The organism is Streptomyces sp. 6-11-2 (genome assembly GCF_006540305.1).
Lineage (GTDB): Bacteria > Actinomycetota > Actinomycetes > Streptomycetales > Streptomycetaceae > Streptomyces.
In genome coordinates, this window is the sequence record NZ_BJOR01000002.1 from 279,437 (window position 1) to 295,788 (window position 16,352).

Below are 16,352 nucleotides of genomic sequence, written 5' to 3' on the forward strand. Positions count from 1 at the left end.
CATCGCGGGCCCTTGAGCGCCATGCTCCAGTCGACCACGCCCTGAGCGTCCGCGTCTGCCTGGACGAACCGCGGACACCTCTCTCATGTGCCGTCCGGCGACGCCCGGCTCCGCCGCCCGTACACCGTCTTCCACCTCCCGAACCGTCGTGGAAGGTACGCCACGGATCACCGTCCGTAGCCGGACATCCTGTGAGTACTCGTGAGCCCGACTGAGTGACCGAGGCTTTGACCAGGGGCCTCCGAGGCGCGGTCACGTGACCGATGGCGCCCGCGTCGTGCGGCACGCAGGCTGGGGGCATGGACACCATCACGCTCGGACACGTGGAGATCACCCGTGTCGTAGAGCTGCCCGCCAAAGGCCGCGCCCGCGACTACGTCTTCCCCGACGTGCCCGTGGAGCACTGGCGGGCGCACGAGAAGTGGCTCGCCCCCACCTTCCTGGACCCGGCCGCGGACGAGGTCCACATGATGATCCAGACCTGGCTGATCCGCAGCGAGGGCCGGACGATCCTGATCGACACCGGTGTCGGCAACGACCGGGAGCGTCCGGCCATGCCGTCCTTCCACCATCTGCACACGAACTACCTCGGAGAGCTGGCCGCGGCGGGCGTCCGCGCGCAGGACGTGGACACGGTGATCTGCACCCATGTCCACAGCGACCACGTCGGCTGGAACACCTGCCTGACCGACGACGGAGAGTGGCGGCCGACCTTCCCCAACGCCCGGTACGTCATCGCGCGCGCCGACTTCGACTACTGGAACCCGGCCAACGGACACCGGACCCGCTCCGGCGCCCAGATGGCCAACGTCTTCGAGGACAGCGTCGCCCCCGTGCACCAGGCCGGACAGACCGTGCTGTGGGAGGGCGACCACTACGACATCGACACCCAGCTCCGTATCGAGCCCGCCCCCGGTCATACGCCTGGCTCCTCCGTCGTATGGCTGCGGTCGGGTGCTGAACGAGCGGTCTTCTCCGGGGACCTGTTGCACAGCCCCTTGCAGATCGCGGAGCCGGACGACTGCCCCGGCTTCGACGAGGACGAAGCCCGCGCGCGGATCAGCCGACGCCGGGTGCTGGGGGAGGCCGCGGATCGGGGCGCCCTGCTGTTCCCCGCGCATTTCCCCGGGCCGGGCGCAGCCGAAGTGCGACGCGTCGGCGACCGTTTCGCGGTGAAGGAGTGGGCGGCATGGCGGTGAGGGCGTTACGCCGCATTCTCATCGCGCTTGGTCCTCCACCCCCTGTTTCCGGACGGGCAACTCGTCGGCTGAGAGCACAAAAACGGCCGCCGAATGACCTGACTGCGCAGCCCGGCCGCCTCCGAGCCGCTGTTGCGATCACGCGGGTGATCGGTATGGAATGAATCGCCGAACGCCGCTTGCCCCCGACTGCATGGCCTGCCTGCCCGGTGCACAGCCGGAGGCGGGCACCGGATCTTCAAAACCGTGACGCTCTGGGAGAATTCATGGCCGCGAAGCCCCCTGTTCCCCCGTTCACGCGGGAGAGTGCGATCGAGAAGGTCCGCCTCGCCGAGGACGCGTGGAACACCCGGGACCCTGAGCGTGTGGCCCTCGCCTACACGGTCGACAGTCGCTGGCGTAACCGTGCTGAATTCGTCAACGGGCGCGAGGAGATCGTCGCCTTCCTCACCAGGAAGTGGACCAGGGAGCAGGAGTACCGGCTCATCAAGGAGTTGTGGGCCTTCGAGGAGAACCGCATCGCCGTACGGTTCGCCTACGAGTGCCACGACGACTCGGGCAACTGGTTCCGCTCGTACGGGAACGAGAACTGGGAATTCGACGAGCAGGGCCTGATGCGGGTCCGCCTGGCATGTATCAACGACCTCCCGATCAAGGAAGAGGAACGCACGTACCACTGGCCCCGTGGCCGTCGTCCCGACGACCACCCGGGGCTGAGCGACCTGGGTTTCTAGTTCTCGGTCTGGAGTTGGTTCTGCGCGGTGGTGGGCGAGGCGATGACGCCGGCCAGGGAGAGGGACGGCGACCGCGATGAGGAAGTGGGCGGGGGAGTAGGGGCTGCCGGTAAAGGAGTCAGCCATGTCCCGGCGTAGGGTGCCACTCCGCCGAAGAGTGCGGCACCGACGTTGAAGGGGAGGGCGAAGCCGGGGTAGCGGGTGAAGGTCTCGGCGAAGAAGGCGGGAAAGACAGCGTCGTTGAGCGAGAAGATGGCGAGGAAGACGACGAGCACCACTGTTGAGACGGCGATTCAGCCCAGGGACATCACCATCCTCAGCGGGTGGCTGAGCACGGACAGGAGGAGGATGCCGCGAGGAGCATCCTTCTGCGGCCGAACCGGTCCGACAGCGCCGCGGTGCAGGGGATGAGGGCGATGGAGCAGGTGAGCGCGATGGTGACCACCAGGTTGGAGTCGGCCTCGCTCATGCCGGTCACTGGCGATGCGCACGCCATTCGGGGGCGAGGATCGCCCAGAGCTCTTTGTCGTGACGGGTGCCGCCGTAGGGCCAGTACTCGCGCCGCACGCCCTCGTGTGTCATGCCGAGCCGCTTGGCCACGGCGGAGCTGCGCGCGTTGTCGGCTCGGCAGTGCCACTCGGCCCGGTGCATCCCGCGGGTGGTGAACGCCCACTCCAGCAAGGTGCGGCACGCCTCCGTGACCAGGCCGTGGCCTTCGGCGGCCGGCTCCAGCCAGCAACCGATCTCGCACGAACCCGAGGCGGCGTCGAAGCCAGCGCCGGTGCAACTCGTCGACCAAAGTGGTCTTCCCGCTCCCGAAGGCGCCGTTCACCCAGATGATCACGCGTGTCTTCCGTCTTGGACCACCGTCACTTGGTTCACACGCTATGCCTGGACGACCAACGGTCGACACCAGTGCCAGGCACCACAGGGAGTGACGGCGACGGCTTCACCTCACGCGGGAATCTGGTCGAGGAGTCACTCCGCTTCCTGGTGGGAGGCGAAGAACTCGACCATTCGCTCCAGGCCCCGATCGCCGAACATGGTCTCCAGACTGGCGGCGGACTCGGCGGCGGATGCTTCACTGCGCGGGAAGAGTGCTTTCTCGTACGCGGCCAGGGCCGCCTCTGTGTCGCCGGGGTGGCCGGCGATCGCCTGGCCGAGTTCGGCTCCGTCGAGCATGGCCAGGTTGGCGCCCTCCCCGGCGAAGGGCGACATCAGATGCGCGGCGTCGCCGAGCAGGGTCACGCCCGGGGCATGGTCCCAGCGGTGCCCGACGGGCAGGGCGTGGATGCGGCGGGGAACGAGCGCACCGTCGGCGTCCGCGATGAGGGCACGCAGGCTCTCGTCCCAGCCGTCGAAGTGGGACAGAACCGCGGCCCTGGCGGCGGCGCTGTCGCCGAAGTCGATCGTGTCGATCCAGTCCTCGGCGGCCCTGAGAGCGGTGTAGACGTGGAGGCTGCCGTCGGTCTCCCGGTGTGCGAGGAAACCTCGCTGATCACCGAGGCAGATGAAGAACCCGTCGCCGAGGAGGGCAGCGCTGCCCGGGTGTCGGGTGTCGGCGTCGTGCAGATCGGTCTCGACGAAGGAAATGCCGGTGTAGGCGGGCTTGGCCGGGGAGAGCAGCGGACGGATGCGCGACCAGGCGCCGTCGGCCCCGATCAGGAGGTCGGTGGTGATGGTGGTTCCGTCGGCGAACGTCACCTCGTGGCGTCGGTCGTCCAGCGGGCGGGCGCCGCTCACCTTCGTGCCCCAGCGGATCGTCCCGTCCGGGAGGGACTCCAGCAGCAACTCGCGCAGCTTGCCCCGGTCCACTTCGGGGCGGTCCCCGGTGCCGTCGTCCCCCGCGGACAGGTGCACGGTGCCGTCAGGGCCGACCAGGCGCATGGCCTGACCACCGCTGTGAATGATCTTGCGGAAACCATCGTGGAGATCGGCGGCGTGCAGTGCCTTCTGGCCGCTGTCCTCGTGGATGTCGAGCATGCCGCCCTGCGTGCGGGCGTTTGCCGAGGCCTCCAGTTCGAAGATGGTCGACTCGATGCCGCTGACGTGCAGGACGCGGGCGGCGGTGAGGCCGCCGAGACCTCCGCCGATGATCGCGACGGGGTGGTGGGACGTCATCTCGTATCTCCAGATGGGCGCGAGTGTCGAACCTGTTCCGACGACTTCACGATAACGAACGCGTTCGTTACGAACAAGTTCGGAATGGAGTATGGAAGCCGAAGGGCGGCACGGCGGCACGGCAACGCGTCACCTCGCGGACGCGGTGCCGCTCAAGGTGAATGGTCAGGCTGGTGGGACCGGAGGCCGGGGAGCGTTCAGCCCGGGGTGCCGGGAAGCGGGGTGTGAATGATGCCGTTGATCAGAACGTCGAAGCCCCAGGACAGCCGATGCTCGGCCGAACCGGCGAGCAGGGCGGGCATGTGCGCCTTGATCATCGGGTGGGTGGCCTCGTCCACGGCATGCACGGCGCGGGTGAGGGCGTTCCAGTCGTCCTGGAGTCCGGGGGAGCTTTCCTGTGTCCCGTGCTCCGCGGCAGTGGCCGTGGCGTACTGCAGCAGCTTGTCGATCCCCCAGGCCACCTGCTCCTGGGCTGCGCCACTGCGGGAGAGCAGGCTCAGCACGCGCTCGACGAGGTTCAGGTAGTTCTCGCCGCTCGGGCGCGCCACGAGAGCCGAGCGGGCCAGTTGCGGGTGTGCGAACAGGACGCGGGTGTACGAGGTGAGCACCGCGACGAGCTGATCGCGCCAGTCGGCTCCGGCGTCACCGGCGGTCAGGTCGACTTCTCCCAGCAGCGCGTCCAGGACGGCCGCGTGCAGTTCGGCGGTGTTGGCCACGTAGACGTACAGCGAGGACGGGCCGGTGTCCAGCTCCTGCGCAAGACGGCGCATGGTCACCTTTTCCAGCCCCTCGGAGCGCATGATCCGCACGGCGGTGTCGACGATCCCCCGTCGAGTCAGGGCCGGCTTGGCCGGACGCTCACGGCGGCTGATCGGTTCTCGCTGGGCAGTCATCCCCCGATCGTAACGAACGCGTTCGTCAGCCAGGGCTGCTGGGCGTGACGGGGCGTATCGCTCTCCCCGCTGGCGCAGCTCGGCAAGGATCGGAAACAGGACGCGGCCAGTCTGAGAATCGAAAGGAATCCACTGGCCAAACTGCTGGTGCAGCCCGCCCTCGGGCTGACGGTGCCCCGACCGTTGGAGCTTCGGACCGGATGCCGCAGGCTGCTGGGATCCTTGCCCCGGGAAAATGGTTCGACGGCTTCGCGGTGCCCTGCCACAGTGGCGCACCATGGATGACTCCGGTCTCGTGACCGCGGCGGACGTGCGGCTCATGCAGGGCCTGGCGCAACGGGTTACGGCTGTCCGTCCCGATCTGGTGAACAGCGACGCGACGTGGGGAGAGCTGGCCTGGAACTGGGGCAGGGGGCACGCGTCCGACGGCGGGAGCTGGCTGCGGCGACTGTGGTTCTCCGGTGACGATTTGGTCGCGTGGGGCTGGGCCTGTCTGCCACACCGGGTGAGGCGGAGCGACGGGTCGGTGAAAGACGTCACCAGCGCCTATCTGGGACATCAGGTCCATCCCGACCACCGCGAGCTGGTGGACGAGGTGATCGACTGGTACGACGGTGTGACGGTCGGCATCGAGCGTACGGTGATGCCGCAGGCCGCCGATGAGTTCGCCCTGAAGCGATGGGCGGCGCACGGCTATGAGACCGATCCGGCCTCGCTCGGCGACATGGGCTCCTGGACTCAACTCAATGAGCGGGACCTCGACGACGTGGAACAGCCGGTGCTGCCGGACGGATTCCGATTCCGCACCGCCGACGAGGCCGGGCCACAGGCCGCGGTCCAGGCCCATGTCGACGCCTGGGCTCCGTCACCGTTTACAGCCGAGGGCTACGAGGGCGTCCGGCGGACACCGCCGTACCGCGGCGACCTGCACGTCCTGGTGGAGGCGCCGGACGGAACGATGGCCGCATCGACGATCATGTGGCTCGACGAGGCGAACAGGACCGCCGAATTCGAGCCGGTCGGAACACATTCGGACTACCGGCGGCTCGGACTGGGCAGGGCGATGCTGCTGCACGGGATGCATCTGGCACGGGAGGCCGGGGCCCATCACATGACGGTGGCCTGTCTGGGGGCGCCGGGGCATCCCCAGGCGCGCGGGCTGTACTACAGCGTCGGGTTCCGGGAGTTCACACGAGATGCGCCGCTCATCAAGACCGGGGGCTGAAGCGTGTTGCGGAAGTGCGTGCGGTGACGGACCGGCCGTAGTACCCCTGGACAGTCCTGGATCCATGTCTGTTCTCTTCGGGAGTCGTCGGTGGCCGTTCGCCGTGTCATGCCCATCATCCAGTCAGAGGCTGCGAAGGAGAGCCGGGACTTCTATGGTCTGCTGGGCTTTGAAGAGGTCATGAATCTCGGCTGGATCATGACTCTTGCCTCGCCGTCGAGTCCGGCAGCCCAGGTCAGCTTCATGACCGGCGACAGAACCGCCCCGGTTACCCCCGATATGAGCGTCGAAGTCGACGACGTGGAGGCGGCTTACGCGATCATGCGGGACAGCGGCGCGGAGATCGTTCACCCCCTGCAGGACGAGGAGTGGGGCGTACGGCGGTTCTTCGTCCGCGACCCCAACGGCCGCGTGGTCAATGTTCTGAGCCACCGCTGACGCTGAGCCACCGCGCTCTCGGGCCGGTCGAGGGCTCAGCGCGCCGGCAGGTCGCGCAGCGACTTCGCGATCACGTCGGGGGCCTCTTCCGCCATGAAGTGGCCCCAGCGGACGGTCGAGTGGTTCAGGCCGGCGACCCGGGCGCCCCACAGGGCGGCGGCCTCGTACCCGAGGGCCGAGCCCCAGTCCTGCGGGAGCACCGAGACCTCCGAATCCCACCCGCTGCGGCGTGCCTTCGTCGCCGGACCGCCGCCGTACGCCCTGAGTCCGTCCCACCCCCTACGACAACGTCGGCCGTCAAGACCACAACTCGGTCTTGACGGCCGACGTCACGCCACGCAGTGCCCCGGCTCAGGCAACAGCGTCCCGGAGGGCCGGGCAGCGTCGGGGGTACGACTGGTCGGGGTGCCGCCGCGGCGGTGTCAGGCGCAGTGGAACTTCGCGTCCGCCCAGTCTCCGTGGTCGCCGGACTTCGTTCCGTCGGTGTCGGTGATGACGAGATGGACGTGACGGGCGCCGTCCAGCGGTACGTTCACCGGCACGGGGTCGGACTTGCCGCTGACGGTGGGGGAGGACCACAGCGTCTTTCCGTCGGCGACGACGGAGAAGGACACGCCGCCGTAGCCGTTGATCTCGTCGTCGATGCCGACGGTGGCGGTGAACGAGGAGCACTGGCCGCCGAGCCAGAACTCGATGTCGGAGTCGGCGTGCGCGCCGATGCCCTTGGCGTAGGTGGTGCCGTTCAGGGTGAGCGTATGGCCGTCGCCGGCCGCCGACTCTCCGTTGCTGCGGTCGCGTTCGGGCGGTCCCCAGCCGTTGGTGGCGTTCAGCCAGGGCAGATCACTGGCCCACGCGTCACCCTTGGGCGGGGCCGGCATGGTGCGCACCGCCGTCCGTTGCGTGGTGACCGTGTCCTGCCCCGCCGCGCGGTAGCGGGCGGTGCCGCTGAGCACGGCCTCGCCCACACCGGCGTCGGCCGGCGCGGTCACGGTGAACTCCGCGCTCGCCCGTTTCCCCGGCTCCAGACGGCCGACGGACCGCGCCGGCGAGACGGTCCAGCCGTCGGGTGCGCTCACGGACAACTCGGTGGCCCCGGCGCCCGTGCTACCCGCGGTGAACCCGACCGTGACCTTCTCGGACACGCCGGCGCCGGTCTCGGCGGGCGGCGCGACCGAGACCGTGCCCGTCGCCCCCGGGACCTTGCCGCCCACCGCGCTCGCGCCGTCCACGTCGACCTGGAAGGCCCGGTCGGTGCTGATGCTGCGGGTCTTGATCTGGACGACACCGCCCCGGTCGGAGGCGTCGTACCACCAGCCCCGGTCGGCGGCGTCGAAGGCGGCCTTGGAGGTGAATTGGGACAGCGCACCACCGTCCAGGCCCACGTGGTGCGGGGCGGAGCCGGTGTGCACCGTGAACTGGTACGGGCGGCTCTTCTGCTTGCCGGCGAAGTCACCGGCGTCGGCGCCGACCGCGATGCGCACCGCTCCCGCTCCGCTGTCCGGGGCGGTCACCGTCACCCGCTGCTCGGCGTACTTGCCCTGCCGGTGCTGCCGGGTGACACCGTCGTCCTCGTACAGCGTGAAGGAGGTGCGGCCCTGCGGGTAGATGTCCCAGGCGAGTGGGGAGTCCGCGGTGCGGTCCTGGTAGGAGTTGATGCCGGGCCACATCGGGATCGACGCTCCCGCCTTGACGAACAGCGGCAGGGTGTCCAGGGGAGCCTGGTAGCCGTCGACGGTGGTCGGACCGTGGTAGGTGCGTCCGGACCAGTAGTCGATCCAGTCGCCCTTGGGCAGGTAGATGCCGTCGCGGACGGTGGTGTCGCTGTAGACGGGCGCGACCAGGAAGTCCTCGCCGGTGAGGAACTCGTACTTGGCGGCGTCACTCGCCGCCTTCGGGTCGTCGGGGTACTCCAGCGTCAGCGGCCGTACGGCGCCCACACCGGTGCGGTTGGCCTGCGCCGCATAGGTGTACATGTACGGCAGCAGGGATTCCTTCAACTTGAGGTACTTGCGGTTGATGCTGGTGTACGGCTCCCCGTACTGGTAGGGCTGCTTGTCCTTGGCGGCCCAGCCGTCCATCGTCATCACGGCCGGCAGGAACGACTTCCACTGCAGGTCGCGGGTGTAGGTCTTGGCGCTGCCACCGAAGATGCCGTCGACGTCGCCGCTGGTGTACGCGAGACCCGACATGGTGGCGCCGGCGTACGTGGGTATCTGCCAGCGGATGTAGTCCCAGCTGCCGGACTGGTCACCGCTCCACTGCACGCCGCAGCGCTGGGCGCCGGCCCAGCTCTCCGGGGCCCAGGTGAAGCCGCGCGCGTCGCTGTTGTCCTCGATGCCGCGGTAGGCGTCCTTGCACCCGTCCAGGGCGAACTTGTAGCCGGAGCCCACCCAGGCGACGTCCAGCTTGGCCACCCGCTGGCCCGCCTTGACCTGGTCGGCCAGTTTGTCCAGACCGTCCTGGGTCCACAGACCCATCTGCATCGTGCGGTCGTTGAGGCCCTTGGCGGTCTCGGCGAGGTCCTCGTAGCCGCAGCCGTAGCCGTCGTTGACGAGCATCCAGCCCAGCGGCATGTCGTTCTTGACGTAGCCGTCGGCGACCTTGAGGGCGTCCAGGGTGTGCCGCTCGCCGCGGTTGGCGTTGTGCAGATAGCAGTCGGAGTCGCCGACCTCCAGGCCGTAGACCGGGGGAAGCATGGGGCGCCCGGTGAGCTTGGTGTACTGGCCGATGACGTCCTTGGTGGAACCGCCGGCGAAGTAGTAGGCGTCGAACCGGTTCTCCTGCTCGGTGGTGGTGACCGGGTCGGTGAACGCGTAGGTGCCGGGCGCGTAGGTGTTGCGGTAGACGCCGTAGCCCGCCGAGGAGAGGTAGAACGGCACCGAGTTGGGGTGTCCGCCCTCGTTCCAGTTGTAGTCGACGCCCACCTTGAGCGTCTTGCCGCGGTGCGAGGTGTTGCCGCTGCCGTTCTGCTCGCCCGTGCCGTAGAACTGCTCGTCGGCGCCGCGTGCGAGCGTCTGGGTGGTGGCGGTGCCGTCCCAGGTGATGCCGCGGGTCTCCTCCCACAGGCGGGTGCCGTCGGCGCGGTACAGGGCGAACCGCAGTGGCGACTTGTACACCCGCAGGGTCACCTTGTTCGTGGACAGTTCGTAGCGGTCACCGCGGTCGGTCCAGCGGGTGGCCGGTGGATCGCCCTGCGGCAGCACGATGTCGCCGCCGACGGGGTCGGTGAACGTGCCGTCCGGGGCCACCTCGATGCGGAAGGTGTCGGCCGAGACGAAACCGACCCGGGCCTTCGCCGTGCCCGCCGTGAAGGTGTAGGAGGCGCCGGACCGGGAGAACCCGGTGACCGCCCCGATGACGGTCGGGGTCCCGGACGCGGTGGCCGTCGCCGCTCCGGCCGGTGGGGCCGGTCCGATCTCGGCCGCCAGGACGGCGAACAGAGCCGTGGCGGCCAGGACCGCCCCTCTGGAACGGAAAGCCTTGCGTCTGCGGGATGGAGCGCTCATGTCGATCCCTTCGCACACGTCGATCGGCGTGGGGCGGTTGCTTGAACTTGCTTGATACGCCGCTGAATCAAGCACAACCAATCACGCGGAGAAGGTATAGCGCACAGGGAACGCCCGTGACCAGAGTGCGTACCGGGTGAGGTGAGCGTGGATGCCGGACGGCTCGGCGGATCGGCGTCTGCGGCTGGACGGCACGCCTGCGGCGCTGCGCCGGTCCCCTCCGTCGCGAGCGGCACGCCGACGACCGCCTCCGCGAGGGCAGCACGCGGTGTCCGACCTCCGCGCTGCTCGGCAGCCCCACCACCGGACGCGCGTGACCGACCTGAACGCGACGCCGGCGGCTCTCCGCACATGGTGAAGCGACGGGCCTTCGGCATGGTGCGCGCCGAAGGCCCGTCGCTGTGTGGTCGTATGGCCCGCCCGAAGTGTGTTCACCTCATGGAGCCGGAATCCCCCGAACCCTGGTCACCTCACCGAACTGCTCGAGCCCGGCCGTGGAGGACCTGAGGACCTGTCACGGAACCAGTGCGACAGGGAGCCTCTCCAGTCCCCGGAAGGCAGGGAACGGGACCTTGAGCCATTCGGCCTCGGACGCCGGAAAATCGAGTTCGATCTTCGGGAACCTCTGGAAGAGCGTGGTCAACGCCGTTCGCATTTCCATTCTCGCCAACGGCGCACCGAGGCAGTAGTGCGCCCCGCTGCCGAAGCCGAGGTGCGCGCTCTGCAGACCCTCCCGCTTCACGTCGAAGGTGTCAGGGCAGGCGAACCTCTCCGGATCCCGGTTCGCGGAGGCGACTGCGATCTGCACGAGGGACCCCTTGGGAATGAGCGTTCCCCTGATGTCGATGTCCTCCAGCGCGTGCCGGAACGTCGCGTTCTCGACCGACCCTTCGAAGCGGATGACCTCCTCGATGGCGTTCGGCAGGAGTTCCGGATCCTCCAGGACCTCCTGCAGCTGATCGCGGTGGGTCAACAGGTCGAAGACGGCGTTGCCGATGAGGTACGCGGTCGTCTTGTGGCCGGCGAAGAGCAGCACCCACAGGGTCGACAAAAGCTCGCCGTCAGTCATGGCGCCTTGCTCGTCCTGCGTCCGGATCAGGTCACTGAGAAGGTCGTCGGACGCGTTCTCGCGCTTGCGCAGGATGAGATCGGCGAAGTAGTCCCGCAGAGCTCCCTCGGCCTGCGCCAGTTTTTCCTTGTCCTTCTTGCTGAATCCGGTGCGTGCGACGATGGTGCACCATTTCTGGGCTTCCGCGCGCTCTTCCTCGGGAATTCCGATGAGCTCACAGATCACGATGAGGGGGAGCGGGAAGGCGAAGGACGACAGCAGGTCGATGGGTGCGTCGGTGTCACAGCGATCCAGCAATTCGTCGGTGATCTGCTGAATACGAGGACCCAAGGACTCGATTCGGCGCGGACTGAAAGCGCGGTTGACGATACGGCGCAGCCGGGTGTGCTTGGGCGGGTCCGAGAAGAGCATGTTGTCGTCGAGCGCGATGGACGAGTCGCCGAAAATGGTGTGGTACGCGTCCATGGCCGCGTACATGTCCTTGCTGATGCGCGGATCCGTCAGGGCGGCCTTGGCGTCGTCGTACCGGGTGATCAGGTAGGTCTCCACCCCGTGCGGGGGAGACAGGCGGCACACCGGGGCCGACTCGCGCAGGCACGCGTACACCGGATAGGGGTTGGCGCGATACGCCGCTGAACCGCGCGAGGCCGCCGCGATCGCGTCCGCTGTCGAGTCCGTCGTGTCCCGTTCGTCGAGCTGAGTCATCATCCCGGCCTTTCTCACAGCAGCTTCCGCCCCGGCCACGGGACAGCAGATGTACGACTTACGATCCACCGGTCCCCTGAAGGATCCCGTACGTAAACGCAATTCGCCCGATCGCACCCACCGGCCTCTCGCGCGGTCGTTGGGGTCCGTGTCCACAGGCTGCGGCGAGGCGGATTCTCCGCTGATCGGGTGATCGCTGCTTATCGGCTCGCCGCGCATGGCAAAAGAACTGAGAGCGAGTCATGGAAACCATCGGCCACCGCGCTGCGGAGATGCTGATCCCAGAGGAGAAACGCGATGAACGATCGCGGCAACGAGTATGTGCCCGTCCTGGTCGTGGGGGGCTCACTCGTGGGCCTGTCCGCATCCGTGTTCCTCGGGCGCCTTGGCATCGAGCACTGTGTCGTCGAGCGCCATGCCGCCACGTCGGCACATCCGCGCGGCCGCGGCAACAACATGCGGACGATGGAACTGTTCCGGACCGCCGGCCTGGAGCCGCACATCCGGAAGGCCGCGACCACGCTGTCGAAGAACCATGGAATCCTTCAGGTCGACACCCTGCGCGGTGAGAACCGGCGCTGGCTCTCGGCGCGGATCACGGGCAGGCCGCCGGAGGCGGACCTGTGCTCGACGATCCGCTGCGCGTGCAGCCAGAACGATCTGGAGCCGGTCCTGCTGCAAGGCGCCCGCGACCTGGGCGGAGACGTGCGCTTCGGCACGGAACTGCTGTCCTTCAGCCAGGACGACGACGGGGTGCGGGCGGTTCTGCAAACCAGGGACACCGGTGAGACGTACACGGTGAGGACGGACTACCTGCTCGCCGCCGACGGTCCCCGCAGTCCCGTCCGCCAGCGGCTGGGGATCGAGCACTCGGGATCGGGAGATCTGTTCCACAACGTCAGCGTCACCTTCCGCAGCAAGCTGCTGCGCGAGGTCGCGGGGGAGCAGAAGTTCGTCGTCTGCTACGTCACCGACCCCACCGGCGAAGGCGTGCTGCTGCCCGTGGACAACGAGGAGCAGTGGGTTTTCCATGTGCCCTGGTTCCCGGAGCGCGGGCAGACACTGGAGCACTTCACCGATGCCCGGATCACCGACCACATCCGGGCGGCGGCAGGGGTGCGCGATCTGGACGTGGAGATCACCGGGAGGGCGCCGTGGCACGCGGCGGACCGCGTGGCGAACAGCTATCGGGACGGACGTGTCTTCCTCATCGGTGACTCCGCCCACGAGATGCCGCCGACCGGGGCGTTCGGATCCAACACCGGTATCCAGGACGCGCACAATCTCGCCTGGAAGATCGCCGCGGTCCTCCGCGGCTGGGCGGGCTCGACGCTGCTGGACAGCTATGAGGCCGAGCGCCGGCCGGTGGCTCAGACCACCAGCGCGCGAGCGACCCTTCAGGCCGCTCGTGAACAGCACCCCGGCTACTCCGCCAGGACGGCGTCGAACGACACCGCTGATCTGATGACCGTGGCGCTGGGCTACCGATACGCCTCGCGGGCGGTGGTCGGCGCGAACGCGGAGGACCCCGTCATCCCCGACGTCCTGTGCCTGAACGGCGAGCCCGGAAGCCGTGCACCGCATCTCTGGGTCACACGCGACGGGGCGAAGGTCTCCACCGTTGACCTGTACGAGCGCTCCTTCGTCCTGCTCTGCGGGAGGCCCGGCTGGCGCACCGCGGCCCGCGGTGTGGGTGCGCGGCTCAACGTACCGCTCGACGTCTACTCCATCGGCGACGGAGTGGAGTACGACCTGGACACCGGCGGCGCTGCGGACTGGTCCTCGGTGTATGGCGTCGCACCGGAAGGCGCGGTGCTGGTGCGGCCGGACGGCTTCGTGGCCTGGCGGGCCGAGGCCGAGACGGCGGACATGGAAAAGGAACTGACCGGCGTTCTCCTGCAGATCCTCGGGCGCTGACCGTCACCGCGGCTCGACGACCCGAGCCGCACAGGAGTGACTTCTCCTGCGTCACCACAGAAATGGGAGCCTGTCCATGACATCACTAGAGACGGCGGCGGGCACGGCCCCACTGGCCGGTATAGCCGACAGCGGGCCGACGGCGGCGGGGGAGGGCGACGCACGCCGGGAGCGTGTGGACGTACACCACCACTACACCGCGCCGGAATGGCTCGACTGGGCGGAAAAACAAGAGATCGTCCATCGTCGGAAGCTGCCGCCGTGGACCCGGTGGGACCTCGGCACAGCTCTCCGGATGATGGACGAGGCAGGCATCCGGACCAGTGTCTTCACCGTCGCGATGCTGGGCCGCCTCCAGGATCCGAAGGTGCGCAAGGAAAGCGCCCTTGTCGCCCTGGAAGCCGCCAGCGACCTTGTCCAGAGCCATCCCGATCGCTTCGCCTTCTACACACCGCTGTTCCTGGACAGCCCGGACCTGTCGATGTGGTCACTCACCCATGGACTGGACGACCTCGGGGCGATCGGCGTCAGCGTGCGGACCAGCGCCAAGGGCGTCTATCTGGGCCACCCCGACCAGGACAGAATCCTGGCGGAGCTCAACGAACGCTCGGCCGTGGTCAGTACGCACCCGATGGACGTACCCGGAGGCGGCGCGGAGCTGGAGGGTGTGCCTCCGTTCCTGTGCGACTTCCTGATGGACACGACGCGCGCGGCGATCAGTCTCATCATCAACGGGACCCTGGACCGCTACCCGAACCTCAGCTTCATCCTGCCGCACGGAGGCGGTTTCCTTCCTTACATCGCCGGCCGCGTGGAGGTGTTCAGCGACCATCTGACGCCCAAGGTGGACCGCGCCCGGGTCCGTGACTACCTGCACCGCTTCTACTACGACACGGCCGGCCCCATGTCCCCCTCGGCCACGCCGAGTCTGCTGTCCACCGTGGATCCCTCCCGGATCCTCTACGGCAGTGACTGGCCCCCCACCCCGGCTCATCTGGTCACGAGTGTCACCGCACCCGCGCTCGACAACGACCCCGCCCTCGACGAGCAACAGCGCCGCTGCATCAACCGCGACAACGCGCATCGCCTTCTTCCGTCGCTTGCCGCTCGTCGATAGCGGCTGCGAGGAGGGGGCACGAGCAGGCGGCCCGCTGGGCGGCACTGCCGTTCTCCGGCCTCAGCGCGTACGCACCCGGCTTGTCGAAGCCGAGCGGGTTGACGCAGTCGACGACGATCTCGTCGGCCTCGGGGAAGTCGTGCGGGGTCACGAAGGCGGGACGGCGTCGCATACGGTGACGTGGTAGTTCAGGAACTCGCCCGCCCGGACGAGGGCGAGGCGAAGTCGATGACGCCGAAGACGATCATCCGGGGCGGCGGAACGTTGGACTCGACCAGCAGGACCACCGGCGCCCCGCAGCGGCTGCCGCCGCTGTACGACGTCGGCGTCGATACCGACCGTCCGCCCCACGCGGTCCAGGGCAATGGCCTCCCGCCTCCTTCGTCCCGGGTGCGGCATGCCGCTTTTGGAGTAATGAGCCGGCCGGGCCGGTGGGCCGTGTCAGGCTGTGGTCTTGTTTGATCACGGTCGTGCCAGGAGGCCGGGGTGTACCGCTCGCGTGAGTGGCTGTACGAACGGATCCGTCGTGGCGACCCGGCGGATCCCACGGTTTCGGCACCGGTTTACGACAGTGGGCGGGGCCCGGTGTCGGCCCTGCACCGCGATGGCCGGATCACTGTCCGGCGAGCGAACGAGGTGCCGGTCTTGGGCGGGCGGCAGTTCGCGGCCCGGCACATCAGGCCGACTCGCCGCTACACCTGCCACGACATCCTGGAGATTCTCCTGGTCAGGCCCGGCGCGATCGCCGGGCCGCCGTTTTGGCGCAGGCCCGGGCCGAGGGCGGCTTCACCGCCACTCGTGAGGCGTTCTGTTCGGCGGCGAAGACCAAGGCCGGTGGACATGAGGGCACCCGGGTGCTGATCGAGGTGCTGCTGTCGCGCCGGCAGTCGCCGGCCGCGGCGGTCGTCGGCGGCATGCAGGCTGTTCTCGGCTTCGACTCGGTCGGCATCAACCTGGTGGCCATCGCGGCCCGCCGGTGCAACGCCACCTGTGAGGAGCTGGGCGACAGTCCGACTGAGGGGGCGAAGACCACCTCGCGGCACGCCCGGCGACCGCCACCCGATCCGCGCCCGCTCGCGGACATGACCACGTACGACCGGCTGCCGAAGCCGGTCACCCCGCACCACATCGAAGAAGGGCACGAGCGCATGAGCCCCGCTGAGGCCGCCCCCACCGACAAGGCCGCCGAGGCCGGCTTTGAGTATCAGGTGCCGCCGCGGCGGTTGCCGCTGCCGGAGACGGAGATCCCGCTGATCGGGGTGGGCACTGCGATCGCCGAAGCAGGGGGCTCCAAGCCGCTGCTCCAGATCCTTACCGAGCGGGAGGAGCGCAAGGCCACGGCGGTGGCTTCCACCGCCCCGTGCAGCGCGTGCGGCAAGCCGTTGAAGTCCACCGAGGGCGAGTACCGGTCCAGCGGGCGATCGTGAT

The 16,352-nt window shown here is 68.6% G+C and carries 14 protein-coding genes and 4 pseudogenes; 7 read left to right on the top strand and 11 right to left on the bottom strand.

Annotated elements, in window-relative coordinates; genetic code table 11:
- Positions 1 to 299 precede the first annotated feature (299 nt).
- Both TNCT6_RS37395 and TNCT6_RS37400 read left to right on the top strand, forming a co-directional pair.
- A complete protein-coding gene (locus TNCT6_RS37395) occupies positions 300 to 1,199 on the top strand; it encodes an MBL fold metallo-hydrolase (RefSeq protein WP_141367582.1) in 900 nt (299 codons plus the stop codon).
- A 266-nt stretch (positions 1,200 to 1,465) separates the two neighbouring features.
- A complete protein-coding gene (locus tag TNCT6_RS37400; RefSeq protein WP_141367583.1) occupies positions 1,466 to 1,933 on the top strand; it encodes a nuclear transport factor 2 family protein in 468 nt (155 codons plus the stop codon).
- On the opposite strand, the gene TNCT6_RS37405 is transcribed toward TNCT6_RS37400, so the two are convergent.
- The 6 genes and pseudogenes from TNCT6_RS37405 to TNCT6_RS37425 form a co-directional block, all read right to left on the bottom strand.
- Positions 1,930 to 2,211, bottom strand: coding sequence for an MHS family MFS transporter (locus tag TNCT6_RS37405; protein WP_141367584.1), 282 nt, complete (start codon positions 2,209 to 2,211; stop codon positions 1,930 to 1,932). The two genes, TNCT6_RS37400 and TNCT6_RS37405, sit on opposite strands and share 4 nt — an antisense overlap.
- A gap of 38 nt (positions 2,212 to 2,249) precedes the next feature.
- Complete coding sequence (locus tag TNCT6_RS40320) at positions 2,250 to 2,402, bottom strand: hypothetical protein (RefSeq protein ID WP_172633291.1); 153 nt, start codon at positions 2,400 to 2,402, stop codon at positions 2,250 to 2,252.
- A gap of 5 nt (positions 2,403 to 2,407) precedes the next feature.
- Positions 2,408 to 2,704: pseudogene (locus TNCT6_RS37410) on the bottom strand (GNAT family N-acetyltransferase); the annotation flags it as partial.
- Position 2,705: 1 nt separating this feature from the next.
- A pseudogene (locus TNCT6_RS41470) lies at positions 2,706 to 2,777 on the bottom strand (TmrB-like protein); the annotation flags it as partial.
- A gap of 134 nt (positions 2,778 to 2,911) precedes the next feature.
- Entirely contained in the window at positions 2,912 to 4,054 is a 1,143-nt protein-coding gene (locus tag TNCT6_RS37420; RefSeq protein ID WP_141367585.1) for an NAD(P)/FAD-dependent oxidoreductase, read from the bottom strand.
- A gap of 197 nt (positions 4,055 to 4,251) precedes the next feature.
- A complete protein-coding gene (locus tag TNCT6_RS37425; protein ID WP_141367586.1) occupies positions 4,252 to 4,947 on the bottom strand; it encodes a TetR/AcrR family transcriptional regulator in 696 nt (231 codons plus the stop codon).
- A 295-nt stretch (positions 4,948 to 5,242) separates the two neighbouring features.
- Here TNCT6_RS37425 and TNCT6_RS37430 point away from each other — a divergent pair, with 295 nt between their 5' ends.
- Complete coding sequence (locus TNCT6_RS37430; RefSeq protein WP_253266517.1) at positions 5,243 to 6,172, top strand: N-acetyltransferase; 930 nt, start codon at positions 5,243 to 5,245, stop codon at positions 6,170 to 6,172.
- 90 nt (positions 6,173 to 6,262) lie between these two features.
- Positions 6,263 to 6,610, top strand: coding sequence for a VOC family protein (locus TNCT6_RS37435; RefSeq protein WP_141367590.1), 348 nt, complete (start codon positions 6,263 to 6,265; stop codon positions 6,608 to 6,610).
- 35 nt (positions 6,611 to 6,645) lie between these two features.
- On the opposite strand, the gene TNCT6_RS37440 is transcribed toward TNCT6_RS37435, so the two are convergent.
- The 3 genes from TNCT6_RS37440 to TNCT6_RS37450 form a co-directional block, all read right to left on the bottom strand.
- Complete coding sequence (locus TNCT6_RS37440) at positions 6,646 to 6,810, bottom strand: hypothetical protein (RefSeq protein ID WP_216372878.1); 165 nt, start codon at positions 6,808 to 6,810, stop codon at positions 6,646 to 6,648.
- Between the two features lie 222 nt (positions 6,811 to 7,032).
- Entirely contained in the window at positions 7,033 to 10,116 is a 3,084-nt protein-coding gene (locus TNCT6_RS37445) for an NPCBM/NEW2 domain-containing protein (protein ID WP_141367592.1), read from the bottom strand.
- Positions 10,117 to 10,630: 514 nt separating this feature from the next.
- A complete protein-coding gene (locus tag TNCT6_RS37450) occupies positions 10,631 to 11,890 on the bottom strand; it encodes a cytochrome P450 (protein ID WP_141367930.1) in 1,260 nt (419 codons plus the stop codon).
- A gap of 297 nt (positions 11,891 to 12,187) precedes the next feature.
- Here TNCT6_RS37450 and TNCT6_RS37455 point away from each other — a divergent pair, with 297 nt between their 5' ends.
- Complete coding sequence (locus TNCT6_RS37455; RefSeq protein WP_141367593.1) at positions 12,188 to 13,807, top strand: FAD-dependent monooxygenase; 1,620 nt, start codon at positions 12,188 to 12,190, stop codon at positions 13,805 to 13,807.
- A gap of 76 nt (positions 13,808 to 13,883) precedes the next feature.
- The gene (locus TNCT6_RS37460) at positions 13,884 to 14,924 is read left to right on the top strand and encodes an amidohydrolase family protein (RefSeq protein ID WP_141367595.1); all 1,041 of its coding nucleotides are present in this window, start codon (positions 13,884 to 13,886) and stop codon (positions 14,922 to 14,924) included.
- A 13-nt stretch (positions 14,925 to 14,937) separates the two neighbouring features.
- Here TNCT6_RS37460 and TNCT6_RS40325 read toward each other — a convergent pair.
- Both TNCT6_RS40325 and TNCT6_RS40555 read right to left on the bottom strand, forming a co-directional pair.
- Positions 14,938 to 15,051 (bottom strand): annotated as a pseudogene (locus TNCT6_RS40325) (NADPH-dependent F420 reductase); the annotation flags it as partial.
- Positions 15,031 to 15,232: pseudogene (locus tag TNCT6_RS40555) on the bottom strand (XdhC family protein); the annotation flags it as partial. The pseudogenes TNCT6_RS40325 and TNCT6_RS40555, both read right to left, overlap by 21 nt.
- Positions 15,233 to 15,682: 450 nt before the next feature.
- Here TNCT6_RS40555 and TNCT6_RS37470 point away from each other — a divergent pair.
- Positions 15,683 to 16,351 carry a hypothetical protein gene (locus TNCT6_RS37470; protein ID WP_141367597.1) on the top strand — a complete coding sequence of 223 codons (669 nt, stop codon included), beginning with the start codon at positions 15,683 to 15,685 and terminating at the stop codon, positions 16,349 to 16,351.
- The last annotated feature ends 1 nt before the right edge of the window (position 16,352 follow it).

Coding starts and splice junctions, on each gene's coding strand:
- TNCT6_RS37425 (WP_141367586.1), bottom strand. CDS start 4,947: ATGACTGCCCAGCGAGAACCGATCAGCCGCCGTGAGCGTCCGGCCAAG.
- TNCT6_RS37420 (WP_141367585.1), bottom strand. CDS start 4,054: ATGACGTCCCACCACCCCGTCGCGATCATCGGCGGAGGTCTCGGCGGC.
- TNCT6_RS40320 (WP_172633291.1), bottom strand. CDS start 2,402: ATGAGCGAGGCCGACTCCAACCTGGTGGTCACCATCGCGCTCACCTGC.
- TNCT6_RS37455 (WP_141367593.1), top strand. CDS start 12,188: ATGAACGATCGCGGCAACGAGTATGTGCCCGTCCTGGTCGTGGGGGGC.
- TNCT6_RS37460 (WP_141367595.1), top strand. CDS start 13,884: ATGACATCACTAGAGACGGCGGCGGGCACGGCCCCACTGGCCGGTATA.
- TNCT6_RS37400 (WP_141367583.1), top strand. CDS start 1,466: ATGGCCGCGAAGCCCCCTGTTCCCCCGTTCACGCGGGAGAGTGCGATC.
- TNCT6_RS37445 (WP_141367592.1), bottom strand. CDS start 10,116: ATGAGCGCTCCATCCCGCAGACGCAAGGCTTTCCGTTCCAGAGGGGCG.
- TNCT6_RS37395 (WP_141367582.1), top strand. CDS start 300: ATGGACACCATCACGCTCGGACACGTGGAGATCACCCGTGTCGTAGAG.
- TNCT6_RS37450 (WP_141367930.1), bottom strand. CDS start 11,890: ATGACTCAGCTCGACGAACGGGACACGACGGACTCGACAGCGGACGCG.